Consider the following 25,592-nt stretch of genomic DNA (forward strand, 5'->3'; position numbering starts at 1 on the left):
ATTGGGCCCGTGAACCGGTACGAACGCTGGAACGTGCTCCTGGAGCTGCTCGCCGAGAGCGGCCAGCTCGACGTGGTCGAGACGGCCGAGCGCCTGGGGGTCTCGACGGCGACGATCCGGCGCGACTTCGACGAGCTGGCCACCCGGCAGATGCTCACCCGCACCCGCGGCGGGGTGGTGGCGCACAGCGTCTCCTACGACCTGCCGCTGCTGTACAAAGTCGCCCAGCACGCGCCGGAGAAGCAGCGCATCGGGGCCGCGGCCGCCGCGCTGGTGCCGGAGGGCTCGACCGTGGGGCTGAACGGCGGCACGACGACGACCGAGGTGGCGCGGGCGCTGGCCACCCGCGACGTGCGGCCCGACCAGCGCGGCCCCGCGCTCACCGTGGTCACCAACGCGCTCAACATCGCCCACGAGCTGGTCGTCCGTCCCCATCTGCACGTGGTGACGACCGGCGGCTCGGCCCGCACGCAGTCCTACGAGCTGGTGGGGCCGGTCGCGATGCGGATGCTGGAGGAGGTCGCGCTGGACGTGGCGGTGCTCGGCGTCGACGCGCTGGACGTGGAGCACGGAGCCAGCGCGCACAACGAGGCCGAGGCGGCGATCAACCAGCTCATGGCGCTGAAGGCCCGGCAGGTGATCGTCGTGACGGACGGTTCCAAGCTGGGCCGGCGGGCCTTCGCCCGGATCTGCCCGCTGGGCCGGATCGACGTCCTGGTGACCGACTCCACGGCGCCGGACGACCTGCTGCGCAGGCTGGCCGACGCCGGGGTGAAGGTGGTCACGGTCTGAGGATGGCGCGGAAGCTCGCTCCCCCGTCCGTCGACTCGTGGACGGAGCCGTCCATCGCGGCGGCCAGCAGGTGGGTGGCGCTGACCGCGGTGAAGGCGACCGCCTGCTGGTCGAGCCGTCCGCCCGCGCGCCAGGTCCTGCCGCCATCGGTGCTGGCGTGGATGCGCCCGTCGGGGGCGATCGCGGTGAGCGCGTCCCTGCCGGTCACATCCACGAACGACAGCAGCGGCGCGCCGGCCAGCGGCTCGAAGCGCTCGCCTCCGTCCGTGCTGACCTTGACCCCGTCGGGGGTGGTGGCCAGCAGCCGGTCGGGGTCGTCGGCGCCCGCGGCCAGGTCGAGCAGGTCGAGGCGACCGGCCGCGACCAGCTTGCCGCCCTCGCCGCGCCACACCTTGCCGGTCTGGCTGTCGTAGCCGTAGACCCGCTCCCCCGCCACCTGGAGCGCGTGGAAGTCGGCCGTGCCGGCCAGCGCGACCTGCGTCCAGCTCCGTCCGGCGTCGGTGGAGCGGATCAGGCCGAGGTGCGGAGCGCTCCCGGCGGCGATCCGGTCGGCGGGCGGGTGCCCGCTGGCGTAGAAGGTGCCCGGGCTGGCGACGGTGAAGCCCATGTGGTCGGCGGTGCCGTCGCCCACCCGCTGCGGCCGGCCGCCCTCCAGGGTGAACAGGCCGAAGTGCCCGGCGACGTAGATCTTGCCGGTGGCCGGGTCGGCGCCGAGGCCGTGGATGTGCCCGGGATCGGCCGCCGCGGGCGCGGTGGCCGGTGGGGTCTCGGCGGCGCAGCCGGCCAGCAGGGTCAAGGCCAGGGCCAGGGCCAGGGAAAGGGTCGCGCGGCGGCTCATCGGCGGTATCCGATCAGGCTCATCATCCCCGCCTCGGCGTGGTAGAGGTTGTGGCAGTGGATCATCCAGATCCCCGGGTTGTCGGTGTCGAAGTCCACGTCGAGCCGCTTGCCGGGCAGCACGATCGCGGTGTCCTTGCGGGCGCCGCCGGGCAGCGCGAAGGTGTGGCCGTGCAGGTGCATCGGGTGCCACATCAGGCTGTCGTTGACGAACGACAACCGCACCCGCTCGCCCGCCGAGATCGGCTCGACGACCTCGGGGTCGTACGTTCTGCCGTTGATCGCCCAGTCGTAGCGGGCCATGGTGCCGGTCAGCCGCAGGGTCAGCGTGCGGTCGGGCTTCCGCGGCGCCAGCCGTACGGCAGGCAGCGGTTCGAGCTGGTCGTAGGTGAGCAGGCGGGCGGCGCTCTCGCCGGGCCGGGCCTCCGGGTCGGGCGGCGCGGCCGACGGCGAGCTGCGCAGGATCGCCCGGGCCAGGCCGCGCTTGCCCTCGGCCTCGGCGACCAGGGGGAAGGCGCCGTCCTTGACGGTGACCAGGACGTCGTAGCGCTCGCCCATGCCCAATAGCAGCGCGTCGGTCTCGACCGGCGTGACAGGGAAGCCGTCGGCGTGCGTGACGGTCAGCGGGTGGTCGCCCAGGGCCAGCCGGAAGGCGGTGTCGGCCCCGGCGTTGACGACGCGCAGCCGCACGCGGGCGCCCGGCGTGACGGTGAGGGTCTCCGGCGCGGCCGGGACGCGGCCGTTGAGCAGGAAGTGCGGGTAGCGCACGTCACCGGCGTCGCCGCCGAGCAGGTCGCTCTCGGCGTTCATCATCATGTGCGGCCATTTCGGGCTCGCCGAAGGGCCTGGCGCGGGCATGCTGTGGCCGCCGTGCCCGCCCTCGCCGCCGGACATCGCGCTCAGCTCGGCGAGCACCTCGTCAGGGGTGCCGGTGACGCCGTCCATCCAGTCGTCGAGGACGATCGTCCACTCGTGGTCGTAGCCGAGCGGCTCGGCCGGGTCGGCCACGATCAGCGGCGCGTACAGGCCGCGGTCGAGCTGCGTGCCGTGGTGGGGATGGAACCAGTAGGTGCCGGGGTGCGGGGCGGTGAACTCGTACAGGTGCTCGGCGCCCGCGGCCACCGGCGGCTGGGTGACGCCGGGGACGCCGTCGGCGTCGTTGCGCAGGGCCAGGCCGTGCCAGTGGACGGTGGTCTCGGCGGGCAGCTCGTTGCGCAGCCGGGCCCGCACCCGCTCGCCGGCGGTGACCTGGACCGGCGTGCCGGGCAGGCGCTCGCCGTACAGCCAGGTGTCCACCACAGGGCCGCCGAGGTCGACGCGGCCCTGCCGGGCGGTGATCACGAACTCGCGGGCCCGGCCGGGGCGGCGGGCCTGCTCGGCGGCCCGCACCTCGGGGCCGGCCGGTTGGACGAGGGTGGTGCCGGGGGCGCACGCGCCCAGCAGGGCTCCTCCCACGGCGGCCAGGGCGCCGCGCAGGAGGAACCGTCGATCGATTCTGGTCATGGATCGCTCACGGTTCGTCGAAAGTCTGGAAGATCGTCGTTGGCGGCGAGCTTCTAGATCCGCAGAACCGTGGTGCGCCGGAGGGTCAGGGCGAAGGCGGGCGAACCCCGCGACGGCGGCAGCCGTACCGGCCGGTCGGGCGTTGAGGCCCTGGTCGGAGCCATGGCCGGGCCCAGGAGCAGCAGCACGGCCGCGGCGGCCAGCGCTCCGAGCGCGGCCAGGCAGACCACGACGAGCTCGTCGCCGCCGGGTGAGGTTCCTGGCGCGATCGAGGGTGCTTGTTGGGCCGGATGTGGGCCGATCTTGCCTTCCGCGGCGTTTACCGCACTTCCGGAAGGTACGGCATGCGCGCAGGCCACAGCCTCGGCGGCGGCCGGAGCGGCGCAGAAATGCGCGGTCGCCTGGCTCAAACCCAGGCCCAGCAGGACCGCGGCGAGCAGCAGCCACCTCGGCAGCACGTGCCCGCCGCTCCGGAGGTGGTCCCAATCCCGCACGCAGCCACCATACTCCCCGGCGGTACCTGGGATTACCTGGGACTACCGTCACCACCCTTAACGCATAGTTACCACGGGAGCGGGCAGTCCAGGTGAATACCCCGTTCGATTACGATTGAGGAGGATTCTCAGCCATGAATCCCGATGATTGGCGGAGGGGCCTAACCGACGCGTGGTCGTCGATCGCCACCTTCGTCCCGAAGTTCATCGCCTTCCTGGTGATCCTGCTGGTGGGCTGGCTGATCGCGAAGCTGCTGGCCAAAGGCGTGAACGCGCTCCTGGGCCGGGTCGGGTTCGACCGCTGGGTCGAGCGCGGCGGCATCGGGCGGATGCTCTCGCGCAGCAAGTACGACGCATCAGGCCTGGTCGCCAAGCTCGTCTACTATGCCGTCCTCCTGATCACGCTGCAGATCTCGTTCTCGGTGTTCGGGCCGAATCCGATCAGCACGCTGCTGGGCAACGTCGTGGCCTGGCTGCCGAAGCTGGCCGTGGCCCTGGTCATCGTCGTCGTGGCGGCGGCCATCGCCAAGGCGGTGAAGGACCTGGTCGGCTCCGCGCTCGGCGGGCTGTCCTACGGCAACACGCTGGCCACGCTGGCCTCGGTGTTCATCCTCGCCCTCGGCGTGATCGCCGCGCTGAACCAGATCGAGGTGGCCACCACGGTGACCACGCCGATCCTGATCGCCTTCCTGGCCGCGGTGGCCGGAATCCTGATCGTCGGCGTCGGCGGCGGCCTGGTCAAGCCCATGCAGCAGCGCTGGGAGGGCTGGCTGAACCGCGCCGAGGAGGAGACCAGCGCGCTGAAGACCCAGGCGGCGACCTACGACCGTGGACGCCGTGACGCGATGGCCGAGACCGAACCGGCCGCGCCGCGTCCCGCCCCGGCCTCGGCGCCCGCGGGTCCCGGCTCGGGGGCGAGCCCGTCCTCGACCGCCGGCCCGGCCCCGGGCGACACGCAGGAAGTGCCGCGCTACCCGTCGGAGCGGCGGCCCGGCGAGTTGTGACCGGCACGCGGGGATGCCCGGCCGGTCACGGCCGGGCATCTCTCATGTCACCCGTCAGTGCGTGGGCGCGGGTTCGAGCATCAGGCAGACCGCGCTCATCCGCAACGTCGCGAAGTCCAGCGGCTCGCCCTGGTCGGGGACCCGCCAGCCCTTCTCGTGGGCGCCGTCCCAGAACCCGATCAGGTAGCCGATCAGCGCGGGCGGGCTGAGCTGCTCCCCCAGCGAGGTGATCGCCTGCCGGACCGCGGCCATGTGCTGGTCGAGGAGGGCGGTGACGCCCGGATGATCCGCCTGCAGATCCAGCACCCACTGGGCGAACTCCGCCCGGACTCGCCCCACCCACAGAAGATCCGACACCACGCGCCTCGAAACACTCGCACCCGACCGATACGACCGCCACGATAAGCGACTCGTAAGCATACGGAGGCCGGTCCGGGAAAGAGGGGTACGGACCACGATCCACTTCGAGGAAGGCTTGATCATGGCAGCGCGCTATGTGCTGAAGAAGACCTCCGCCGGGTTCCGGTTCAATCTCGTCGCCGGGAACGGGGAGATTATCGCCACGAGCGAGTCCTACAAGACCAAGGCAGGGGCGTTGAAGGGCATCGATTCGGTCCGCTCGAACGCCTCCGCTCCGCTCGACGACCAGACCGACGGGTGACCTATCTCACTCTCGCACCCGTGATTCGCCGGCGCCCGGCGAGCTCCACGATCGTGATCACGTGGGGGTCGCCGGGCGCCGGCTTTTCTCCCGGAACGTGAGGGTCTGGGGGCCTGAGAGCCTGGGAATTTGAGGGTCTGGGGGCCTGGGGACGTGAGGGTCCGGGGCCCGGAGGCTTGAAGGTCTGGGAGCCTGAGGGCGTGGGGGGTCAGCCGCGTCCGGAGTCGCCGCGGCCCCGGTTGCCCTTGCCCTTCTTGTCCTTGCCGGGCTTGTCGTTGCCGCCCGGGCCCGACCAGCCTGGGTCGCGGCCGGAGTCGCTGGTCATGGTCACCGTGGTGCCGCCCGGGTCGGGCGCGACGAAGCCGTTCCCGTACCGCCGCGGCCGGGTGGTGTCCCTGGAACCGCCCTTGCCCGGGGTGGGCCGTTCCTCCACCCGTTCGGTCCGCTTGATCGGAACGGCCAGCCGGGGTTCCTCCTCCGGCTCGGCCCCGTGCTCCTGCACGGGCTGCTCCACGGGCTGCTCCACGGACGGCACGGCCGCCTTGGCGATCTCGGTCTGCCGCGGTACGGCCGGCCGCTCCAGGGCCAGAGCCGCCGCCGCCCCCACCGCCAGCACCGCGCCCGCCACCACCGCCTGCCTGGTCCGGAGCCGCAGCCCGTCGAGCCAGCGCGGCACCGGCGCCACCCCGACCGCGCCCGCCAGCGCCCCGGTCGACACCCGGGCCAGCGAATCCTCGTCCACGACCGCCGCAACCCCGGTCGCCACCGAGACCCCCGCCAGGGCCGGCGCGGCACCGGTGGGCGCCGAAGCCCCGGCCAGGGCCGGTCCGCCGCTCCCGGCCTCGGCCGCGGTGGCCCCGCTGTCGCCGGTACGGGCCAGGGCCAGCACCGCGCCCAGCAGGACCCGGGCCTGGCCGATGCCCAGCCGGGCCCCGGGGTCCTTGCGCAGCAGCCCGCTGATCACCGGCGCCAGGACGCCGGCCCGCTGGAACGGCTCCGGCTCCTCGGTCACCACCGCCAGCAGGGTCGCCATCCCGTTCCGCTTGGCGAACGGCGGCCGCCCCTCGACCGCCGTGTACAGGGTCGCTCCGAGCGACCACAGGTCGGACGCCGGATCGGCCCCCTCCCCCGTCGCCCGCTCGGGGGCGATGAACGCCGGGGTGCCGAACACCGCGCCGGTGCGGGTGAGCGCCCAGTCGTCGTCGCCGGACGCCGCGATGCCGAAGTCGGTCAGGACGGCTCCGCCGTACTCGGGGATGAGGATGTTGTCCGGTTTCACGTCCCGGTGCACGATCCCCGCCGCGTGCGCCGCCTCCAGCGCGGCCAGGATGTCCAGCGCCACCCGGGCGGCGACCGCGTGCGGCAGCGGGCCGTCCTCGGCGATCACCTGCCCCAGGGAGCGGGACGGCACCAGCCGCATGATGATCCAGGGCCGGGCGTCCTCCTCGATCACGTCGTAGACGTCGGCGATGTTCGGATGGCTCAGCCTGGCGGCGATGCGCGCCTCGCGCAGGCTGCGCCGGACCATCAGCTCGTCGTCGGTGGCGTTCTGCCCCCGGTTGATCTCCTTGATCGCGACTTCCCGGTCGAGCAGCTCGTCACGTCCGCGCCAGACCGTGCCCATGCCGCCGTGTCCCAGCTTGGTGAGGAGCCGGTAGCGGCCGGCGAGGAGCTTGGACATGAAAGCCTGGCTACCCGCGATCTCCTTCTTCACGCACCGATGTGGCGAAATACCCGAACGCGGGTTCCCCGGGCGCGGCGGGATTCTGTCGGAGGCGTAGCGCATCATGGCCCCATGACCACCGCAGGACGTCTCGAACTCGTCGCCTTCGACGCCGCCGACATCGAGCGGGTCGCCGCCTTCTACCGCGAGCTCACCGGCTGGCAGGTGGTCCGCCGGATCACCGACTGGATCACCCTCCAGGCCCCCGACGGCCAGGAGATCGCCTTCCAGCTCGTGCCCGAGCACCGGCCGCCGAGCTGGCCCGGTCAGGAGCGGCCCCAGCAGGTCCACCTCGACCTCCTCGTCGACGACCACCAGGCCGCCGCCGCCCGGGCCCTCGCCCTCGGCGCCACCCACCTGGCCGACGGTCCCACCTGGATCACCCTCGCCGACCCCGCCGGGCACCCCATCGACCTCTGCCAGAAGGACGGCCACGGCCCCGGCGTCTCCCTCTTCGCCGTCACCTTCGACACGCCGTCGGCCGCCGGCTCCGCCCGGTTCTACTCGGCGCTGCTGGGCATGGAGGTCACCTACGACGGGCCCGAGGGCCTGCTCATCTCCGGGTACGGCAAGCGCCTCATGTTCCAGGAGGTCGCCGGCTACACCGCGCCCCGCTGGCCCGATCCCGCCCACCCGCAGCAGGCGCACCTCGACATCCTCGTGGACGACCTCGAGGCCGGGCACGCGCTGGCCCTCGAGCTGGGCGCCACCCTGCTCGACGGCGACTCCGACCAGTTCCGCACCTTCGCCGACCCGGTGGGCCACCCCTTCGACCTCACCCTCTGAGCCTGGCCGGCAAACCGGTTGCCGTCGGACCCGGACGCTGTGATCATTCCCGCATGATCACCCCTGGACCCGTGGTGCCCGGTGGCGGCGGGTACGTCCACTCGTACGAGATCACCTCCCCTGCCCGCGTGGTGCACCTCAGCGGGCAGATCCCCGTGGCTCCCGACGGCAGCGTGCCCGAGGGCTTCGCGGCCCAGTGCCGTCAGGTCTGGGCCAACGTGGCCGACGTCCTGGCGCAGCACGACATGACGCTGGCCGACCTGGTCAAGGTCACCACGTTCCTCGGCGACCGGGCGTACCGGGCGGAGAACTCGGCCCTGCGCCGGGAGATCCTCGGCGACCACGCCCCCGCCCTCACGGTCGTCATCACCGGGATCTACGAGGAGGCTTGGCTCCTGGAGATCGAGGCCATCGCCGCCCGCTAGCCCCCGTCCGTGGCCTGGGGGCGCCGCGCGGCGACCCCGGTGCCGCGCGGGTGGGCGGCACCTGGGTTAGGACAGGAGGCGGGCGCGGAGGGCGGTGGTGTCGTCCGGGGTCCAGCCGTGGGCGTCGAGCCAGCCCAGCGGCCCCCCGAAGCGGGTGTCGAGGATGTCGAGGAAGTGCTCCATGTAGGACGGCCGGGGCAGGTGGTCGTCGGCGGGGCGGGAGTCGAGGTCGCGGCGGTAGGTGTCACTGGCGCGCAGCCGCACCAGGATCCGCTCCAGCCGGTCCCCGGTGGCCACGTAGTCGGCCAGGATCGCCTCACGGGTGGCGCCGGCGACGGTGAGGGCCAGGGCGCACAGCACGCCGGTGCGGTCCTTGCCGGCGGCGCAGTGCACGATGACCGCGCCGTCGTCGTGCGCCATGACGCGCAGGGCACGCACGACGGAGTCGGGCCGGTCGCGCAGGTAGCCGTAGTAGAACCCGGTGACCCGCAGTTCGTCGTCGGCGGCGCGGTCCTGCCAGGGCAGGACGCGGTCGGCCTCGACGTCGGTGTAGCGGCCGCCCTCGGCGAAGAGGGTGTGGTGGTGGATGGTGACCTCTGGCACCGTGGTGAGCGGGCCGGGCCCTTCGAGGGTGACCTCGGCGGTTGAGCGGAGATCGACGACGTGCCGTACCTTGTGGGTCTCGACCAGAGTGGCGATGTCGGCGGGGGTGAGGCCTTGGAGGTTGTCCGATCGGAGGATGCGGCCGTGGACGGTGGCGGAGCCGTCGGTGGTCTCCAGGCCGCCCAGGTCGCGGACGTTGACGGCGCCTTCGAGCTCGATCCATCTCTGCAAGTTCTTCATCGCTCTCCACCCTAACCAGACGATTCATAACGCAGTATGAAGAAACAGAGGCGAAGGGAGGTCAGGTGGATCCGCGTAGGTTGCCGCCGCGGCTGGTGGTTGATCCGTCCCTGGAGCCGCAGGTGTCCGTCCTTCTTCGCGAGAGTCCGCACTTCCTGTACCAGGCCCGGCAGGGCCGGGACGCCGGTTCGGAGAAGAGCCTGGCGCTGCTGTTCATCCTGCCGGGGTTCCTGCTGCTGATCTGGATGATGACGGATCTGGGCGGCGCGATGGTGGCGGGGGTGGGCATGTCGCTGATCCTGCTGCTGCGGTGGATGGCGACCGACCTGAACGGGCGCAGCGCGCGGCGCAGGCTGAAGCTGGCCTACGAGAACGCCGACCGGTTCGTGTTGCCGTCGGACCTCGACTATCCGTGCCAGCAGTTGCTCAAGCGCGCGCAGGACGCCGCGGACGCCGTACTCGCCTCCGATGTCAACCGGGCGGGGTACATCGACACGATCGACAACCGGGTGACGTTGCCCGAGGAGGTGTGGCAGATCGCCACGCGGCTGGCCCGGCTGAGCGCGATGCACCACGAGCACGGCAAGCTGGTGCCCAAGGAGTTGCCGCCGGGCATGGACGAGGCGTTCAAGCCGTACTCCAGCGCGCTGGACGCGGCGTGGACGTCGCTGTCCAAGCGGGTGAAGAACCTGGAACGGTACGCGGTGCAGGTGCGCAAGGCCGACGAGGTCTTCCGGGTGCACCGGCGGCTGGAGGCGCTGGCCGCGCGCACGCCCGACTACCAGGCGCTGGTGGCCGACACGGTGCAGGACGACATGGCCCGGGCGCACATCAGGGAGCTGGCCGAGCAGGCGGCCAGCGCGCGGCGGATGTTCGAGGAGAGCATCGACCAGGCCAAGCTCGCCGCCGGCCACCTGATGCGCCAGCCGCTGGACAAGTGACCGCCGGGCACGACCCCGGCCGGACGGTTCAGCCGGCGGTCTGGGTTTCGGCGCGGCGCAGGAGTTCGAGGGTGCGGCGCATGCCCGCCTCGTTCCCCAGCGTCCGATAGAGCTCCCGGGCCTCCTCCAGGTCCGGTACGGCAAGCGCCCCGCCCCCCGAGTCGAGTCGTGCCTCACCCAGGTAGGTGAGGCTCCGCGCCTTCCACCACCGGTCGTCGAGCGCCTCGAAGGCCTCGACCGCCCGCCCCAGCGCGGTGAAGGCCTCCTCCCACCGCTGGAGCCGCGCCAGCGCGCGGCCGGTGGACAGGGTGGTCCTGGCGACTCCCCAGGAGTCGCCGAGCGCGGTGAGCATCGCCTCGGCCTCCTGGACGAAGGCGAGCTCCTGGAGCCGGTTGTCCGGGTTGCCCACGCCGCCGGCGGCGCGCAGGCAGCGGGCCTCCTCCCAGTCCTCGCCCCGGCGGCGGAACATCTCGGCGGCCCGGTCGAGGTTGAACCCGGCCAGGGCGAACAGCTCGCGCGCGGCGTGCCCGGCGCCTTCCCGGTTGAGGGCGCGGGCCTGGGCGCCGAGCACCTCGCCGTAGGCGCGCAGGGTCTGCGCCTCGGAGTAGCGGTTGCCCTCGCTCTCGAACACCCGCAGCGCGTCCTCCAGCAGTTCGCGCGCCTCGTCGTAGCGCCGCTGCGCCAACCGCAGTTCGGCGAGGTTGCGCCGGGTGCGGGCGGTCCACCAGGGGTCCTCGGCGGTCTGGAAGGAGGCGATGGCGTCCAGCAGGTGGACCTGGGCCCGGTCGAGGTGCCCGTCGTTGAACAGCGCCATCCCGACGGTCCGCATCGCGCGGGCGGCCCACCAGCGTTCGCCGAGCTCCTCGAAGATCTCCAGGGCCTCCTCGGCGCAGGCGCGGGCCCGGTCGTGCGCGCCGAAGCCGCCGAGCGCGGCGGACTGGTCGAGCAGGGAGATGGCCAGGGCGCGCCGGTCGCCGGTCTTCTCGGCCGCCTCGCAGGCGATCTCGGCGACCTCGCGCCAGTCGACCCAGTAGGCCCGCATCGAGTGGCACAGCGAGTTGAAGGCGCGGGCCAGCCCCCAGGCGTGGTCCCAGAGCTTGAGGTCGCGGGCCAGGGTGACCATCGCGACCACGCTGAGCCGTTCGGCGTTGAGCCAGGCGGCGGCGCGGGCCTGGCCGAGGCCGTCGGAGCGGCGGCCGGTGCGGCCCCAGTCCTGCGGCCAGCGGTCCTGGGCGGCTTCCTCGGCGCGGCGGCGGTAGCCGTACACGACCCGTTCGACGGCGGGGCGCAGCCGGTCGTCGTCGGTGGCGAGCTCCTGGGCGAAGACGCGGACGAGGTCGTGCAGCCGGTAGCGGAGCGCGCCGGTCTGGTCGGTGCCGGAGGACTCGGCGAGCTGGGTGTCGATGAGGGCTTCGAGCTGGTCGGCGCCGTCGAGCTCGGAGACGTCGAGGAGCTCGCCGGCGACCCAGCCGGGCACGTCGGGGGCGGTGAGCCCGGACAGCAGGCGCAGCAGGCGGCGCTGGATGCCGGTGCAGTCGTCGTAGCTGAGCTGGACCGAGGCGCGCACGCTCTTGTCGATGGAGCCGGGCAGTTCGAGCTGGTCGAGGCGGCGGCGGGCGTCGCGCAGCCGGTCGGCGAGCTGGCGCAGGCTCCAGGCGGGCCGGGTGGCCAGGCGGGCGCCGCAGATGCCGATGGCCAGCGGCAGGTGGTCGCAGAGCTGGACGATCTCCTTGGCCGCGGGCAGGTCGTCGGCGACGCGGGCGCCGCCGGCCAGCCGGGCCAGGAGCTCGACGCCCTGGGCCTCGCTGAAGACCGAGAGCTGGGTGTCGAAGGCGTTCATCAGGAAGAGCGGCTGGCGCGAGGTGACGATGACCGCGCAGCCGGCCTCGGCGGGGATGAGCGTGCGGACCTGGTCGCCGTCGCGGGCGTTGTCGAGGCCGATGAGGATGCGCTTGCCCTTGGTCCAGGTGCGCCAGAGCTTGCGCAGGTCCTCCGTGCCGCCGGGGTCGGTGGTGAGGCGGACGCCGAGGGCGCGCAGGAAGCCGGTCAGCACCTCCTCGGGCCGGATCGGCGAGTCGGCGGCGCCGCGCAGGTCGGCGTAGAGGCGGCCGTCGGGGAACCAGTCGGCGATCTCCTGGCCGAAGCGCGCCATCAGCGCGGACTTGCCGACGCCGCCCCTGCCGTACACAGAGACGACCAGCGGGGTGACCCGGCGGCCGTGCTCGTCGAAGACGCGGTGCAGCTCGGCGAGGGCCTCGCGGCGGCCGGTGAAGTGTTCGGGGCCGGGCGGCCACTGCTCGGGGGCGGGCAGCGCGGCGGGCTCCCCGGCGTCGCTCTCGACGGCCCGCTGGCCGGTGGTCGCCCAGGTGGTGAGGCCGACCAGGAGGGCGGCGGCGAGGGTCACGCCGATCTTGGCGCCGACCGGGATGTCCCATTCGAGGGAGGCGGCCAGGATGCTCGCCGCGCCGGCGGCCGCCCCCGCGGCCAGTGGTGCGGCCAGCCGTACGCGCCGGCGGGCCGGCTTCCGTTTCCCCGTGGCGGCCGGTAAGGGTCCCGTCATCGCTCCTTTTCCCGGCGGCTCCCCCGCGGGACCGCCTGAGTGAGTCCGACTCCATTCTGCCCCGAGGGCCCGGAGAAGAGGGCCCGGAGAACGCCCGCGTTACTTGGCCTCCACGGCGTAGCGGACGGCCTGCTCGATGGAGAGCGCGAAGCCGTCCATGTAGGCGGTGGCGAAGGCGCTGCCGCCCATGACCGCGCGGACCTCGCGTTCGGTCCGCTTGCGCATGACTTCGAGCTGGGCCACCGAGGTGCGCAGGCCGTAGGTGTGCTCGGCGAGCGCCACGATGCCCAGCAGCCGGGCCGCCCGTTCGGCCTGGCCGAGCTGGGCGGCGCAGCCGGCGAGGGTGCCGAGGGTGAAGGTCATGCCGAGGGTGTCGAACAGGTGGTGCTTGACCCACAGGGTGCCGCGCGCGCACTCGTCGGCCCCGGCCGGGTTGCCCCGGTCGAGTTCGATGAGGGCGCGGATCCAGTCGCCGTAGGAGTCGAGCCAGATCTCGCCGTGCTCGGCGCTGATCCGCCGCTGCCGGGCGAGGACGGCCAGGGCCTCCTCGGGCCGGCCCAGCTCGTGGTGGAGGTAGGCCTGGCCGATCAGCGCGTAGGCCAGGCCCGCGCCGCGGTCGCCGCCGTCGGTGTGCAGGGCCTCGGCCCGCTCGTAGAGGGCGAAGGCCTCTTGGATGCGGCCGAGGTAGATGGCGGTGATCGCGCAGCAGGCGGTGGACCAGCCGGCCGCGGCGCGGTCGCCGGAGGCCAGCGCGCGGGTGAGGCACTCGGTGGCCAGGTCGTCGGCCTCGTCGAGGTCGCCCTGGAAGTTCGCCAGCCAGGCGCCGGCCCACAGCGCGCGGTGCAGCGACGGCGCGGGCCCGCCGTGGCCGGCGGCGCTCAGGGCGCGGGCCAGGTGGTGGCGGCCCTCGGCGGCGTAGCCGCAGGCCTGCCAGAGGTAGCCGAGCCGGGCCACCAGGTCGAGGCCGAGGTCCTGCTCGGCGGTCTGGGTCAGGCACAGGTCGATGGCGCTGCGCAGGTTGGGCAGGTCGCGGCGCATGCGCCGGCACCAGGCGAGCTGGTTGGGCCCGAACCACTCGTCGTCGAACTGCCGGGCCAGGCCGAGGTAGAAGTCGCGGTGGTTGAGCCGCATCAGCCCGTCCTCGCCCAGCCGGCGCGACCACTCGGCGCCGTAGTCGCGCAGGGTGTCGAGCATGCCGAAGCGGCCTTCGGGCAGCCGGGTCAGGATCGACTTGTCGGCCAGGCTGTTGAGCAGCCCGGCGATGCCCGCGGCGGGCAGGCTGGCGTCGCCGCAGACGGTCTGGGCGGCCTCCAGGTCGAACTCGCCGGCGAAGACCGACAGCCGGGCCCACAGCAGCCGTTCGAGCGGCTCGCACAGCTCGTGGCTCCAGCCGATCGCGGTGAGCAGGGTCTGGTGCCTGGCGGGCTCGCCGGCGCCGCCGAGCAGCACGTGGAAGCGGTCGTCGAGGCGCTCGACGATCTCGGTGGGCGACAGGGTGCGCAGCCGTACCGCGGCCAGTTCGATGGCCAGCGGGATGCCTTCGAGGCGGGTCACCAGCAGGGCGGCGTCGGCGGAGTCGCCGTGGCCGGGTGCGCGGGCGTCCAGCAGGGCCAGGGCGTCGGCGGCGGGCAGCGGGTCGACCGGGTAGCGGCGCTCGCCGGGCACGCCGAGCGGGACGCGGCTGGTGGCCAGGACCGACAGGCCGGGAGCGGCCCGCAGCAGCTCGGCGATCAGGTCGGCGCACGCCTGGGCGAGGTGCTCGCAGGTGTCGAGGACGAGCAGGAGGGTGCGCTCGCGCAGGTGCTCGGCCAGGAGCTCGCGCTGGTCGCGGACGCGCGGCTCGCTGACCCTGAGCGCGGCGACGACGGTGTGCGCGATCAGGTGCGGGTCGGTGAGCGCGGACAGCTCGACCAGCCAGGCCCCGTCGGGGAAGCGCGCGTGCATGAGCCGGGCGACGCGTAAGGCCAGCCGGGTCTTGCCCACGCCGCCGACGCCGGTCAGCGTGACCAGCCGCGACTCGCGCAGCAGGCGGACGAGCTGGAGGCTCTCCCGATGCCTGCCGACGAAGCTCGTCGGTTCGGCAGGGAGCGTGCCGGGGTGCCTGCCGGGGATGGTCACACCTCATGCTAGGGGGTGGAAATGGGGTACGGCTGGCGCCAGCCGTACCCCATCTTGTACTGGTTACAGACCTATTGCGGTACAGGTCGCGGTCATCGTCTTGGTCGGGTCGCTCTCCGAGGTGGCGGTCAGCGTGACCTTGGCCAGCCGGCTGCCGCCGTCGGCGCGGACGGCGTTGACGGTGACCAGTTCGTGGGCCCGGTTGTCCACGGCGGCCAGGGCGTTGGGGAGCTGGACCGTCCAGCCGCGCCCGTCGACCTTGGCCGAGAGCCGGTAGACGTCGCCGCCCAGGTAGGCGGTCACGTCCTCGGGGTGGGCCGCCTGGGTGGCGGCGCTCCGGCCGGTGTTGAACAGCGGGAAGGTGCAGCGCGAGACGCCCTTGCCGGCGGGGATGCCGGCGGCCGGGAGCAGCCGCAGGCCGCGCCGGTGCGGCCCCGCGCCGTCCAGGGAGCGGACGGCGACGGTGTAGCTGAGCACGCCCTGGCGGTCGCGGTGCACGTCGGTGATGTAGAAGTGCAGGCGGTTGGCCTCGTCCACGTACTCGTACTCGCTGCCCGAGTCGGTGCCGGCGTGGAAGAGCGCGTCGGAGAGCTGCCGGTAGTCGCCGATGGTGATCGGCACGGCGGTGCCGTCCGGCAGGACGTAGTCGGTCATCTGGATGTCCTGCGGGTTGGCGTCGATCACCCACTCGAACGGCGCGGAGTCGCGGTTCTTGGTCTTGGCCAGGAGCACGCCGGCGTCGGGGGTGAAGGAGTCGGTGCCCATCCGGTCGACGACCTCGACGGTGTAGTTCTCGTAGCCGCCGCCGTCGCACATCGGGTCCTCCTGCCAGCGGCAGGACGGCGACTTGTCGAGGCCGTCGAAGGCGACGTTGATGCCGGCCAGCCCGTTCTCCCCCGGCTGTACGGCTCGCGCCGTCACCCGGGCGGTGACCAGGCCGGACTCGTCCAGGGCCTCACGGGAGAGCCGCAACACGTGCTTCTCGTCCACCAGGCCAAGCTTGATCTTGTTGCGGAGCATGTGCTGGGCGCCCATGGAGCCGCCGCCGGTGGGCGGGATGAGCCACCGGCTGTGCGGGCCGCCGGGCCCGTTGAAGCTGCCGCGGCTGAGCATCTCCCAGATGCCGGTATAGGCCCGCCGCACCGGGTTGGCGTAGGGATTGTTGTAGTTGTCGAGCACGCCGAGGATGTGGCTGAGCTCGTGCGCGTAGACGCCCATGCCGGAGGACTCGGCCTGGACGGAGTCGACGCCGATCTGGGCGTTGGGCCAGAAGGTGGAGCCGGCCTGCCAGGAGGTCCAGGGCACGTACCGGGTGCGGACCCAGTTCGGCAGCGCCGGGTCGGGCGGTCCCCACTCGTCCGGGACGTCGTCCTGGGTCGGGAACTTCATCATCCCGAACTCCTGCCAGGTGGACGACTCGTCCTGGCCGGCGCTGAGGTAGAAGATGAAGTCGTACTTGGCCGCCTCCTCGGCGCCGATCGCGCCGACCCACAGCGCGTTGCCCTCGGTGCGGAGGTTCTTGGTGCAGGTGTCGCCGGCCGGGCAGCCGGTGCCGCCCTGCATCTCCATGGCGTACTCGTGGTCCTTGCCGGACATCTGGTAGGGGCCGAACCCGGTCAGCTCGACGCCGATGCGCCCGCCGGAGTCCTCCATCCAGTACTCGTGGATGGTGTGCCCGCGGTTGAGCGCGCTGGGGGTGTTGAGGAAGTCCTGGTAGAACTTCGCCACCTGCTCACGCGGGACGTCGTGCGCTTCGGCGCTCGGGTTGCGGAAGATCGTCGAGCCCTTGGGCTGGGTCACGACGAACGGCTGGTTGGGGTAGTCGAGAAGGACGAGCGCGCCCTTGAAGGTGCGCACCGAGCCCTTCACGGCGGGGTCGGCCCAGTTCGTGCCCGGGATCTTCTTGTAGTCCGCCCACGTCATGTGGTCGGGGTTCTCCCAGTTCTGCGGGTCGATGGGCTCGAGGTCGGCAGTGGGACGCCCGCGTTTGGCGGTGTCGCCGTCCTGCTGCCAGGGCTGGGTCTGGGGCCAGTGGTTCTGGCGCCACGGATGCTCCGGGTCCGGATCTGCGGAAGCGGGGGTGGCTGTCAGGCATAACGGGATCGCGACCAATCCCGCCAGGAGCGCCGTCAGCGGCTTCTTCGGCCTTGTCACGACTTCTGACGCTATAGAGCGGATTGTCGGAGATCAACGGGCGAAATCCGCCCGTTCTTTCTCGCCTGTCACCGGTCTTCCCCGGTTTAATGCCCAGAAGGGAAGAAGCACGGGAGATCGAATGCCGACCGGACAGGCCCTGAGCACGCGCTTACCCGTCGTGCTGCACTCCGCCCCGCTGGTCGCGCCGATGGAGTCCGAACCCGTCCGCGGCGGCGCGGTGGCGGTGCGCGGCGACCGGGTGCTGCGGGTCGGCCCGCGCCGGGAGCTGCTGAGCCGCTACGAGGTCGCCGAGGAGATCCACTGGCGGGGCCTGATCGTGCCGGGCCTGGTCGACGCCTTCGCGACGGCCCCGGTCACCGGGGTCACCACCCGGGCCGGCCTCTCCGGGCCGGACCTGCGTTACCTGGACGTACGGTGCCCGTCCGAGCAGGCGTGGGAGGAGCACGAGCGCGACGCCCTGATCACCGCGATCCGCGAGGCCGAGCAGCCGGTCGGCGTGGCCGCCCACTCCCCCGACCCGGCCGTGCAGGAGGACCTGGCGATCCTGGCCCGCACCTTCGGCCTGCGGCTGCTGGCCGACCTGGAGCGCCACCCGCTGGAGGCGCTCGACGACGCCGGCATCCTCGGCCCGCACTGCCACGTGGCCTGCTCCGGGCGACTCGGGCCGGGCGAGCGCAAGCTCCTGCGGCTGCGCCGCGTGGTGCCCGCCTTCCACGGCGACGGCGACCCGCTCCCGCTGTTCGACGACGGCGAGCCCGTCGCCCTGTCCCTGCCGCTGGCCGGCACGCTGCGCCGGGCCCGGCCGACCCAGGCCGGGCGCCTGGTCGAGGCGCTCACCCTGGTGCCGGCGCGGGCGCTCGGGCTCGGCCACGGGCCCGGCCGCGTCGGCTCACTCGGCCCCGGCAGCCGGGCGGACCTGGCCGTCTTCGACGCCCGCGGCCGCCACCCGTACTCCGCGCTGCTCGACCAAGCGCCCTGTCTGGGCACCGTGCGCGGCGGACTGGCCGGAGCCGGAACGTTGCCTGGGGACCTGGTACCGGGGAAGCGGCGCCGCGGACCCCGGGACGTGCGCGGGCCCGACGGGATGCACCGCGAAGCGGAAGCGGGCCGGGCGGATCCGCGCCGGTAGCGGGTCGCCCAGGTGCTGGTCGAGCAGTTCCCAGCCGCGCCGGCGCAACAGCTCCGCCAGCGCCACCTCGCCGAGTTCGAGCAGCTCGTCGTCGTAGAAGGCCGGTGCGCCGGGCAGGCTCAGCCCCTCCAGCAGGCATTGCCGGACGAACGGGGTCTCTCCGCCGGCCGCGATCTCGCGGGCGGCGCGCACGCTGTCGTGCGGCCGGCAGGCCAGGAGGGCCAGCGCCCGCACCACGGCTCCGCCCAGCTCCGAGCCGAGGGCACCGGCGAACTGCCGCGCGGTGATCAGTCCCTCGGACGGGAAGGCACGCAGCGTCTCGCGCACCTGCTCAGGTCGTGGTCTAACCGTCACGTCTCCCATATACGTCATATCCACATCTCCCCCATCCGTCCGGCCCCCTACCCACACCACGGGAGCCACACGCTTGGGGTAAGAGCAGTCTGCCCCTAGGCTCAGCTTCGTGCTCAACACCCGGTATGCCCGCTACGGCATGGTTTGCAGCGTGGACCACCTCGCCTCCGCGGCGGGCGTGCGCGCGCTGGACCTCGGTGGCAGCGCCGCCGACGCCGCCATCGCCACCAACGCCGTGCTCTCCGTCACCGCGCCGCACATGTGCGGGATGGGCGGCGACCTGTTCGCCCTCGTCCACCCGGGCGCTCCAGGCGGCACGGTCACCGCGCTCAACGCCTCCGGCCGCGCCGGCTCCGGCGCCGACCCCGAACGGCTGCGCGCCGAGGGCCACGAGCGGATGCCGCACCTGCGCGACATCCGCTCGGTCCCGGTGCCCGGCTGCGTGGACGGCTGGCTGGGCCTGCACGCCCGCTACGGCCGCGTGCCCTTCGCCGACCTGATCGAGCCCGCCGTACGGCTGGCCGCCGAGGGCTTTCCCGCCTCGCCCCTGCTGGCCCCCTCCGGCCAGCTCGTCGGCGGCGACTTCGCCCAGATGAAGGCGTCCGGCGACCTGGTCCGGCGGCCCGGCGTGGCCCGCACCCTGGAGGCGATCGCCCGCGAGGGCCGCGACGGCTTCTACGGCGGCGAGTTCGGCGAGGGCCTGCTGGAGCTCGGCGCCGGCGAGTACGCCCCGGAGGACCTGGGCAAGCCGCTGGCCGACTGGGTGGAGCCGTGGTCGGTGCGGGCCTTCGGGCACGACGTCTGGTCGATGCCGCCCAACTCCCAGGGCTACCTGCTGCTGCTCGCGCTCGGCGTGGTCGACGGCCTGGAACTGCCCGGCTCGCCGGACGACACGCTCTTCGCCCACCTGCTGGCCGAGGCCTCCCGCGTCGCCGGGTACGACCGCCCCGCGCTGCTGCACGAGCACGCCACGAACCTGGTCACCGAGGCCGAGATCGCCCGCCGCCGCGCCCTGGTCGACCCGGCCGCCCGCGGCGCGCTGCCCGGCCTGACCGCGGCGGGCGACACCACCTACCTGTGCGCGGTGGACGGCGACGGCATGGGCGTCTCGCTCATCCAGTCCAACGCCTCCGGCTTCGGCAGCCACCTGTGGGAGCCGCGCACCGGGATCAACCTGCACAACCGCGGCATCGGCTTCTCCCTGCTGCCCGGCCACGCGGCCGAGTACGCGCCGGGCCGCCGCCCGCCGCACACGCTCACCCCGGCGCTGATCACCCGGCCGGACGGCTCGATGCGCTCGGTCGTGGGCACCATGGGCGGCGACGCGCAGCCGCAGATCCTGCTGCAGATCATCACCAGGCTGCTGAAGTACGGCCAGGACCCGGGCACGGCCGTGGCCGCGCCGCGCTGGCGGCTGGGCTCGACGACCGGCTTCGACACCTGGAACTCCCCCGAGTCGACCGTGGTCGAACTGGAGGCGGGCGCGCCGTGGGCGGACGGGCTGAGCTCGCTCGGCCATCCCGTCTCGGCTCTGCCGTACGGGTCCTCCTTCGGGCACGCGCATCTCATCGACGTGCTGGGGAGCGGCGCCCAGGCGGGTGCGGCCGACCCTCGTTCGCTGGTGGGAGCGGCTCTGGGACGGTAGGCCCACGCTTGGAGGCGGACCTCGTGGGTAGCGCTGCCCCCATGGCAACCGACGTCATCACCCTGATCACCAGTGACCACCGCAAAGTCGAGGCGCTCTTCGAGCGGCTCAAGACCAACAAGGGCGACCGCGCGGCCGACGTGGCCGAACTGGCCGCGCTGTTGACCGCGCACGCCCGCGCCGAGGAGGACCGGGTCTACGACTCGGTCTCCGACAAGAAGGCCCACCACGGCGTGGAGGAGCACAAGGAGGCCGAGGTCCTGCTCGACACGCTCAAGAAGACCGACCCGGCGAGCCCCGAGTTCGACGGACGGCTGGCCGAGCTGATCGAGGCCGTGACGCACCACGTCGAGGAGGAGGAGAGCGAGATCCTCCCCGCGCTGGCCAAGAGCATGAGCAAGGAAGGTCTGGAGCGGCTCGGCAAGGCGTTCAAGGAGCGCGAGGAGGAGGAACTGCTCGCGCTGCGCGGGCACGCGGCGGCGCCGACCAAGGAGGAGCTCTACGAGCAGGCCAAGGAGCAGGACCTGCCCGGCCGCTCGCAGATGACCAAGGAAGAGTTGGCCAAGGCTCTCGGCGAGTCCAAGTAGCGGGAGACCAGCCGATCTCTGGGTACGGAGCGCGTATGACCAAGAATCCGGACGACCCGTTCGACACCGACGACGATCAGGAGCTGGAGTACGCCGAGTGGAACACCGACCTCGGCCGCGACCACACGATCGAGCAGGTGGACGACGGGCAGCGTGACTCGCTCGCCGAGCGGCTCGACCAGGAGCTGCCCGACGGACCCTCCAGGGTGCCGCGCGAGGGGCACCGGCTCACCGACCCCGACGAGGGGCTCGGGCCCGACGTGGAGCCGGAGCTGGTGGGCGAGGACTGGGGGGCCGAGGCCGGGGATGACCTGTCCGCCGAGGAACGGGCCATCCACATCGAGAAGGAACGCTGAGGGCGGGGCCTCGACCGAGCGCGGGCCCTCCACTGAGCGCGAGCCCTCGACCGAGCGCGAGCTCTCAGCCGAGCGCGAGCTCTCAGCCGAGCGCGCCCCGTCAGCCGAGCTCGCGAGCCAGGCCCGGGAGGCCGGCCAGTCCGTCCAGGACCAGGTCGGCCTCGGCCGCCTCCGGCCGCTCGGCGTGCAGGAAGCCCCACGGCCCGCGCCGCAGGAGCGCCGTGCGCATCCCGGCCGCGCGCGCGGGCCGTACGTCGTTGTCGAGCCGGTCGCCCACGTAGAGGATCTCGCCGGGCGCCACCCCCGCGACCGCCGCCACCTTGGCGAAGAACTCCGGCGCCGGCTTGGCCACGCCCCAGCCGTCGGAGGTGTGCACCGAGTCCACCGGCAGTTCCATGAGCCGCAGCGCCTCGAACGCCTCCACCGGCTGGTTGCCGGCGATGATCACCTGGAAGCCGGCCGCGCGCAGGGCGGCCAGGCCCTCCCGCACGTCCGGGTAGAGGTCGTCGGCGTCGAAGTTGTTGCGCAGCCCCTCCGGGTCGTCGGCCTTCCACGCCTCGATCTCGGCCTCGACGTCGAGCCCCGGCCGCACCACCTCGAAGGCGTCGCGGTGCGAGCGCCCCAGGGCCGCCATGCCGCCGAGCACGCCCTGGAAGGTGAGCCTGGTGACGCCGAGCCGGTCGGCCCAGCGGGACCAGATGCGCGTCTCGTCGATCAGGGTCTCGCCGACGTCGAACACCACAGCTTTGATCATTCTGGCCGTCCTCGGATCCTCAGGGCTTGAGCTTCTCCATCGCCTTGGCGATGCGCTTCTCGGAGATGGGCGTGGGGGTGCCGAGGGTCTGGGCGAAGAAGCTGACCCGCAGTTCCTCGATCATCCAGCGGATCTCCCGCACGTCGGGGTCGCCGCGGCGGGCGGGCGGCAGCGAGTCGAGCAGGTCCTGGTAGTCGTCCTCGACCTTGTGCACCCGGTCCATCCACTCCAGGTCGCGCCGGGGCTCGTCGGGCAGCTTGACCAGGCGGCGTTCGATCGCGCGGATGTAGCGGGAGACGTCCGGCAGCCGCCGGGCGCCGGTGGCGGTGACGAAGCCGGGGTAGATGAGCGTGGAGAGCTGGTGGCGCACGTCGGCCGCGGCCTCGGTGGCGCGGGCGCCGTCGAGCAGGCCGCCGACGGTGTGCCAGACCGACAGGATCTGCTCGACCTTGGCCAGCACCTCGCGCGCGGTGTCGTAGAGCTCGGCGCGCACGTGCTGGTAGAGCCGGTCGAAGCCGACCGGGTCCCAGGCGGGGCCGCCGAGGTCGTGCACGAGGGTGTCGACCGCGGCGTTGACGATGTCGTCGAACAACGCCACCGCGCCGCCGTGCGGTGAGCGCGACAGGGCGAGCTTGGCCTGGTTGGACAGGGTGCCGAGGAGCTGGCGGGCCGGGTTGACCACGTTGAGCAGGAGCAGCCGCCGGGTGCCGGTCCACATGGCGCGGCGCTGCTCGGCCTCGGTGTCGAAGATCTTGATCGACACCGAGTCGCCCGCGTCCACCAGGGCGGGGAAGCCCTTCATCCGGCCCTGCTCGAAGACCTTGGGCAGGGTGCCGAAGGTCCAGGCGGTCAGGCCGGTGCGCTCCAGGTCGTCGGCGGCGGCCGACAGGCGCTGGCGCAGCTTGGGCGCGAGGCGCTTCTTGAGCGTGTCGAGGTCCTTGTCCTCGGCGAGCTTGCGCTTGCGCTCGTCCACGACCCGGTAGGTGACGCGCAGGTGGTCGGGGATCTGGTCGAGCTGCCAGGCGTCGCGCGGCACCTGGACGCCGGTCAGCCGGCGCAGCTCGCGCTCCAGCGCCTCCAGCAGCGGCTCCTGGCCGGGCTTGGCGGCGGCCAGCACCTGCTTGGCGTAGTTGGGCGCGGGCACGAAGTTGCGCCGCAGGTGCTTGGGCAGCGAGCGGATGAGCGCGGTGACCAGCTCCTCGCGCAGGCCCGGGATCTGCCAGTCGAAGCCGTCGGAGTCGAACTGGTTGAGCATCTGCAGCGGCACGTGCACGGTGACGCCGTCGGCGTCGGCGCCCGGCTCGAACTGGTAGGTCAGCTTCATCCGCTGGTTGAGATGCCGCCAGGTGTCCGGGTAGTCCTGGACGCTGACGTCGGCGTTCTCGTTGACCAGCATCTCCGGCGTGTAGGTCAGGGACGTCTTGTCCTCGACCTTCTTCCACCAGGCGTCGAAGTGCCGCGCCGAGACCACGTCGGCCGGGACCCGGCGGTCGTAGAAGTCGAACAGCGCCTCGTCGTCGACCATGATGTCGCGGCGGCGGGCGCGGTTCTCCAGCTCCTCGACCTCCTCCAGGAGGCGGCGGTTCTCCTTGAGGAAGGCGTGGTGGCTGTCCCACTCGCCCTGCACCAGCGCGTGCCGGATGAACAGCTCGCGGGAGGTCTCCGGATCGATGCGGCCGTAGTTGACCTTGCGGCCGACCACGAGCGGCATGCCGTACAGGGTGACCTTCTCCAGGGCGATCACCGCGCCCTGGTCCTTCTCCCAGTGCGGCTCGGAGTAGGTGCGCTTGAGCAGGTGCTGGGCCAGCGGCTCGACCCAGTCGGGCTCGATCTTGGCGTTGACCCGCGCCCAGAGCCGGGAGGTCTCGACGAGCTCGGCCGACATCACCCAGGCGGGCTGCTTCTTGGCCAGCGCGGAGCCGGGCCAGATGGCGAAGCGGGCGTTGCGCGCGCCGATGTACTCGGTCAGCGGCCGGCGCCCGCGCTCGGCGGGCTGCTGCTTGTCCACGACGTCCTTGACGCCCAGGTGCGACAGCAGCCCGGCCAGCAGCGAGGCGTGGATGGTGTACGGCTCGGCGTCGGTGGTGTTGGGCTGCGCGCCGAGGGAGTGGCGGAGCTGGCTGAAGATGTCCTGCCACTCGCGCACGCGCAGGTAGTTGAGGAACTCGGCCTTGCACATCCGGCGGAAGGCGCTGGAGGACAGCTCCTTCTGCCTGTCCTTCAGGTAGGTCCAGAGGTTGAGGTAGCTGAGGAAGTCCGACTCGGGGTCGGCGAAGCGGCGGTGCTTCTCGTCGGCCTGCTGCTGCTTGTCGGCCGGGCGCTCGCGCGGGTCCTGAATGGACAGCGCCGAGACGATGACCATGACCTCGCGCAGGCAGCCGTTCTTCTCCGCCTCCAGGACCATGCGGGCCAGCCGCGGGTCCACCGGGAGCTGGGCGAGCTTGCGGCCGATCGGGGTGATCTGCCCCTTGTCGTCGAAGGCGTTGAGCTCGTGGAGCAGGTTGACGCCGTCCTTGACCTGGCGCTTGTCCGGCGGCTCGACGAAGGGGAAGGCCTCGATGTCACCCAGGCCGATGGAGGTCATCTGCAGGATGACGCTGGCCAGGTTGGTGCGCAGGATCTCGGGGTCGGTGAACTCCGGCCGGGCGAGGAAGTCCTCCTCCTCGTACAGCCGGATGCAGACGCCGTCGCTGGTGCGGCCGCAGCGGCCCTTGCGCTGGTTGGCGCTGGCCTGGGAGATCGCCTCGATGGGCAGGCGCTGCACCTTGGTGCGGTGGCTGTAGCGGCTGATCCGGGCGAAGCCGGGGTCGACCACGTACTTGATGCCGGGCACGGTCAGCGAGGTCTCGGCGACGTTGGTGGCCAGCACGATGCGCCGGCCGGTGTGCCGCTGGAAGACCTTGTGCTGCTCGGCCGCCGACAGCCGGGCGTAGAGCGGCAGGATCTCGGTGTTGCGGAAGTCGGCCTTGGTCAGCGCGTCGGCGGTGTCGCGGATCTCGCGCTCGCCGGACAGGAAGACCAGGATGTCGCCGGGACCCTCCGAGGTCAGCTCGCGGCAGGCCTCGACGATGCCCTGGGCCTGGTCGTCGTCCTCGTCGAGCGGCCGGTAGCGCACCTCGACCGGGTAGGTCCGGCCGGAGACCTCGATGATCGGGGCATCGCCGAAGTGGCGGGAGAAGCGGTCGGGGTCGATCGTCGCCGAGGTGATGATGACCTTGAGGTCGGGGCGCTTGGGCAGGAGCTGCTTGAGGTAGCCGAGGATGAAGTCGATGTTGAGGCTGCGTTCGTGCGCCTCGTCCACGATGATCGTGTCGTACTGCTCCAGCATCCGGTCGTGCTGCAGCTCGGCCAGCAGGATGCCGTCGGTCATCAGCTTGACCAGGGTGCGGTCGCTGCCCTGGTCGGTGAAGCGTACCTTGTAGCCGACCACCTCGCCGAGGTCGGTGCCGAGCTCCTCGGCCACGCGCTCGGCGACCGTGCGGGCGGCGATGCGGCGCGGCTGGGTGTGCCCGATCAGGCCGCGGACGCCGCGGCCGAGCTCCAGGCAGATCTTGGGGATCTGGGTGGTCTTGCCGGAGCCGGTCTCCCCCGCGATGATCACGACCTGGTGGTCGCGGATCGCCGCGAGGATGTCGTCCTTGCGCTGCGAGACCGGCAGGTTCTCCGGATAGCTGACCGCCGGGACGGCCTCGCGGCGGCGGGCGACGCGTTGCTCGGCCCGTTCGACGTCGGCGGTGATCTCAGCGGTGATCTTCTCTCGCGCCTCGCGGCCGCGAACCCGGCGGATGCCGTCCAACCTGCGCGAAATCCGCCGCTGGTCGCGCGGCATCAGCTCGGACAGGCGTGAGTGAAGGTCGGATGTTCCCATGTTGCTTTCAAGGATATTCGTGGCGGCAGGACCAACCGCTCATGGTGCACCGGCG

At 72.5% G+C, this 25,592-nt stretch carries 21 protein-coding genes; 10 read left to right on the plus strand and 11 right to left on the minus strand.

The genetic code is table 11. From position 1 onward, the window contains the following. Positions 1-9: 9 nt before the first annotated feature. Positions 10-792 carry a DeoR/GlpR family DNA-binding transcription regulator gene (locus tag AB0I67_RS11835; protein ID WP_357921555.1) on the plus strand — a complete coding sequence of 261 codons (783 nt, stop codon included), beginning with the start codon at positions 10-12 and terminating at the stop codon, positions 790-792. On the opposite strand, the gene AB0I67_RS11840 is transcribed toward AB0I67_RS11835, so the two are convergent. Genes AB0I67_RS11840 through AB0I67_RS11850 form a run of 3 tightly spaced genes read right to left on the minus strand, consistent with a single transcriptional unit; the run spans position 782 to position 3,626 of the window. Then, positions 782-1,630: a F510_1955 family glycosylhydrolase gene (locus tag AB0I67_RS11840; RefSeq protein ID WP_357921558.1), complete on the minus strand. Its 849-nt coding sequence runs from the start codon at positions 1,628-1,630 to the stop codon at positions 782-784. The genes AB0I67_RS11835 and AB0I67_RS11840 overlap by 11 nt on opposite strands. After that, positions 1,627-3,132: a multicopper oxidase family protein gene (locus AB0I67_RS11845; protein WP_357921560.1), complete on the minus strand. Its 1,506-nt coding sequence runs from the start codon at positions 3,130-3,132 to the stop codon at positions 1,627-1,629. The genes AB0I67_RS11840 and AB0I67_RS11845 overlap by 4 nt, the downstream gene beginning before the upstream one ends. Positions 3,133-3,185: 53 nt before the next feature. Beyond that, a complete protein-coding gene (locus tag AB0I67_RS11850) occupies positions 3,186-3,626 on the minus strand; it encodes a hypothetical protein (RefSeq protein WP_357921562.1) in 441 nt (146 codons plus the stop codon). Positions 3,627-3,760: 134 nt separating this feature from the next. Here AB0I67_RS11850 and AB0I67_RS11855 point away from each other — a divergent pair, with 134 nt between their 5' ends. Further along, positions 3,761-4,630, plus strand: coding sequence for a hypothetical protein (locus AB0I67_RS11855; RefSeq protein ID WP_357921565.1), 870 nt, complete (start codon positions 3,761-3,763; stop codon positions 4,628-4,630). A gap of 54 nt (positions 4,631-4,684) precedes the next feature. Here the strand turns inward: AB0I67_RS11855 and AB0I67_RS11860 are convergent, their stop codons facing one another. Next, the gene (locus AB0I67_RS11860) at positions 4,685-4,969 is read right to left on the minus strand and encodes a DUF6401 family natural product biosynthesis protein (RefSeq protein WP_357921568.1); all 285 of its coding nucleotides are present in this window, start codon (positions 4,967-4,969) and stop codon (positions 4,685-4,687) included. A gap of 142 nt (positions 4,970-5,111) precedes the next feature. Here AB0I67_RS11860 and AB0I67_RS11865 point away from each other — a divergent pair, with 142 nt between their 5' ends. Next, complete coding sequence (locus tag AB0I67_RS11865) at positions 5,112-5,291, plus strand: DUF1508 domain-containing protein (RefSeq protein WP_357921570.1); 180 nt, start codon at positions 5,112-5,114, stop codon at positions 5,289-5,291. A gap of 208 nt (positions 5,292-5,499) precedes the next feature. On the opposite strand, the gene AB0I67_RS11870 is transcribed toward AB0I67_RS11865, so the two are convergent. Continuing rightward, positions 5,500-6,972 (minus strand): serine/threonine-protein kinase, encoded by a 1,473-nt coding sequence (locus AB0I67_RS11870; protein WP_357921573.1) that lies wholly within the window; start codon positions 6,970-6,972, stop codon positions 5,500-5,502. Positions 6,973-7,086: 114 nt separating this feature from the next. On the opposite strand from AB0I67_RS11870, the gene AB0I67_RS11875 reads away from it, so the two are divergent. Further along, complete coding sequence (locus tag AB0I67_RS11875) at positions 7,087-7,800, plus strand: VOC family protein (RefSeq protein WP_357921576.1); 714 nt, start codon at positions 7,087-7,089, stop codon at positions 7,798-7,800. 53 nt (positions 7,801-7,853) lie between these two features. After that, entirely contained in the window at positions 7,854-8,225 is a 372-nt protein-coding gene (locus AB0I67_RS11880) for a RidA family protein (protein ID WP_357921579.1), read from the plus strand. 66 nt (positions 8,226-8,291) lie between these two features. Here AB0I67_RS11880 and AB0I67_RS11885 read toward each other — a convergent pair whose 3' ends face one another. Next, a complete protein-coding gene (locus AB0I67_RS11885; RefSeq protein ID WP_357921581.1) occupies positions 8,292-9,068 on the minus strand; it encodes a tyrosine-protein phosphatase in 777 nt (258 codons plus the stop codon). Between the two features lie 122 nt (positions 9,069-9,190). On the opposite strand from AB0I67_RS11885, the gene AB0I67_RS11890 reads away from it, so the two are divergent. Further along, positions 9,191-10,009 (plus strand): hypothetical protein, encoded by an 819-nt coding sequence (locus AB0I67_RS11890; protein ID WP_357921584.1) that lies wholly within the window; start codon positions 9,191-9,193, stop codon positions 10,007-10,009. A gap of 28 nt (positions 10,010-10,037) precedes the next feature. On the opposite strand, the gene AB0I67_RS11895 is transcribed toward AB0I67_RS11890, so the two are convergent. The 3 genes from AB0I67_RS11895 to AB0I67_RS11905 form a co-directional block, all read right to left on the minus strand. Further along, positions 10,038-12,569 (minus strand): tetratricopeptide repeat protein, encoded by a 2,532-nt coding sequence (locus AB0I67_RS11895; RefSeq protein ID WP_357921587.1) that lies wholly within the window; start codon positions 12,567-12,569, stop codon positions 10,038-10,040. 99 nt (positions 12,570-12,668) lie between these two features. Beyond that, on the minus strand, positions 12,669-14,687 hold the full coding sequence (locus AB0I67_RS11900) for an AAA family ATPase (protein WP_357921590.1): 2,019 nt from the start codon (positions 14,685-14,687) through the stop codon (positions 12,669-12,671). A gap of 63 nt (positions 14,688-14,750) precedes the next feature. Further along, the gene (locus AB0I67_RS11905; protein WP_357921593.1) at positions 14,751-16,841 is read right to left on the minus strand and encodes a M6 family metalloprotease domain-containing protein; all 2,091 of its coding nucleotides are present in this window, start codon (positions 16,839-16,841) and stop codon (positions 14,751-14,753) included. Positions 16,842-16,962: 121 nt separating this feature from the next. Between AB0I67_RS11905 and AB0I67_RS11910 the strand changes: the two genes are divergently transcribed. From AB0I67_RS11910 to AB0I67_RS11925, 4 genes are all read left to right on the plus strand, one after another. Beyond that, entirely contained in the window at positions 16,963-17,973 is a 1,011-nt protein-coding gene (locus tag AB0I67_RS11910; RefSeq protein ID WP_357921596.1) for a hypothetical protein, read from the plus strand. Positions 17,974-18,436: 463 nt separating this feature from the next. Then, positions 18,437-19,972 carry a gamma-glutamyltransferase gene (locus tag AB0I67_RS11915; protein ID WP_357921599.1) on the plus strand — a complete coding sequence of 512 codons (1,536 nt, stop codon included), beginning with the start codon at positions 18,437-18,439 and terminating at the stop codon, positions 19,970-19,972. A 41-nt stretch (positions 19,973-20,013) separates the two neighbouring features. Further along, positions 20,014-20,559, plus strand: a complete 546-nt coding sequence (locus tag AB0I67_RS11920) for a hemerythrin domain-containing protein (protein WP_357921601.1) — start codon at positions 20,014-20,016, stop codon at positions 20,557-20,559. A gap of 35 nt (positions 20,560-20,594) precedes the next feature. Continuing rightward, positions 20,595-20,915, plus strand: coding sequence for a DUF5709 domain-containing protein (locus AB0I67_RS11925; protein WP_357921603.1), 321 nt, complete (start codon positions 20,595-20,597; stop codon positions 20,913-20,915). A gap of 100 nt (positions 20,916-21,015) precedes the next feature. On the opposite strand, the gene AB0I67_RS11930 is transcribed toward AB0I67_RS11925, so the two are convergent. Both AB0I67_RS11930 and hrpA read right to left on the minus strand, forming a co-directional pair. Next, positions 21,016-21,669, minus strand: a complete 654-nt coding sequence (locus tag AB0I67_RS11930; RefSeq protein ID WP_357921606.1) for an HAD family hydrolase — start codon at positions 21,667-21,669, stop codon at positions 21,016-21,018. Between the two features lie 19 nt (positions 21,670-21,688). Continuing rightward, complete coding sequence (gene hrpA / locus AB0I67_RS11935) at positions 21,689-25,537, minus strand: ATP-dependent RNA helicase HrpA (RefSeq protein WP_357921609.1); 3,849 nt, start codon at positions 25,535-25,537, stop codon at positions 21,689-21,691. Between the last annotated feature and the right edge of the window lie 55 nt (positions 25,538-25,592).

The organism is Nonomuraea sp. NPDC050310 (assembly GCF_040655795.1).
In the GTDB taxonomy this organism is placed as follows: domain Bacteria; phylum Actinomycetota; class Actinomycetes; order Streptosporangiales; family Streptosporangiaceae; genus Nonomuraea.

Excerpts from the sequence above, each read along its gene's own strand:
- AB0I67_RS11930 (WP_357921606.1), bottom strand. The coding sequence starts at position 21,669 with ATGATCAAAGCTGTGGTGTTCGACGTCGGCGAGACCCTGATCGACGAG.
- AB0I67_RS11845 (WP_357921560.1), bottom strand. The coding sequence starts at position 3,132 with ATGACCAGAATCGATCGACGGTTCCTCCTGCGCGGCGCCCTGGCCGCC.
- AB0I67_RS11910 (WP_357921596.1), top strand. The coding sequence starts at position 16,963 with ATGCCGACCGGACAGGCCCTGAGCACGCGCTTACCCGTCGTGCTGCAC.
- AB0I67_RS11885 (WP_357921581.1), bottom strand. The coding sequence starts at position 9,068 with ATGAAGAACTTGCAGAGATGGATCGAGCTCGAAGGCGCCGTCAACGTC.
- AB0I67_RS11865 (WP_357921570.1), top strand. The coding sequence starts at position 5,112 with ATGGCAGCGCGCTATGTGCTGAAGAAGACCTCCGCCGGGTTCCGGTTC.
- hrpA (WP_357921609.1), bottom strand. The coding sequence starts at position 25,537 with ATGGGAACATCCGACCTTCACTCACGCCTGTCCGAGCTGATGCCGCGC.
- AB0I67_RS11925 (WP_357921603.1), top strand. The coding sequence starts at position 20,595 with ATGACCAAGAATCCGGACGACCCGTTCGACACCGACGACGATCAGGAG.
- AB0I67_RS11875 (WP_357921576.1), top strand. The coding sequence starts at position 7,087 with ATGACCACCGCAGGACGTCTCGAACTCGTCGCCTTCGACGCCGCCGAC.
- AB0I67_RS11920 (WP_357921601.1), top strand. The coding sequence starts at position 20,014 with ATGGCAACCGACGTCATCACCCTGATCACCAGTGACCACCGCAAAGTC.
- AB0I67_RS11870 (WP_357921573.1), bottom strand. The coding sequence starts at position 6,972 with ATGTCCAAGCTCCTCGCCGGCCGCTACCGGCTCCTCACCAAGCTGGGA.
- AB0I67_RS11840 (WP_357921558.1), bottom strand. The coding sequence starts at position 1,630 with ATGAGCCGCCGCGCGACCCTTTCCCTGGCCCTGGCCCTGGCCTTGACC.
- AB0I67_RS11880 (WP_357921579.1), top strand. The coding sequence starts at position 7,854 with ATGATCACCCCTGGACCCGTGGTGCCCGGTGGCGGCGGGTACGTCCAC.
- AB0I67_RS11855 (WP_357921565.1), top strand. The coding sequence starts at position 3,761 with ATGAATCCCGATGATTGGCGGAGGGGCCTAACCGACGCGTGGTCGTCG.
- AB0I67_RS11895 (WP_357921587.1), bottom strand. The coding sequence starts at position 12,569 with ATGACGGGACCCTTACCGGCCGCCACGGGGAAACGGAAGCCGGCCCGC.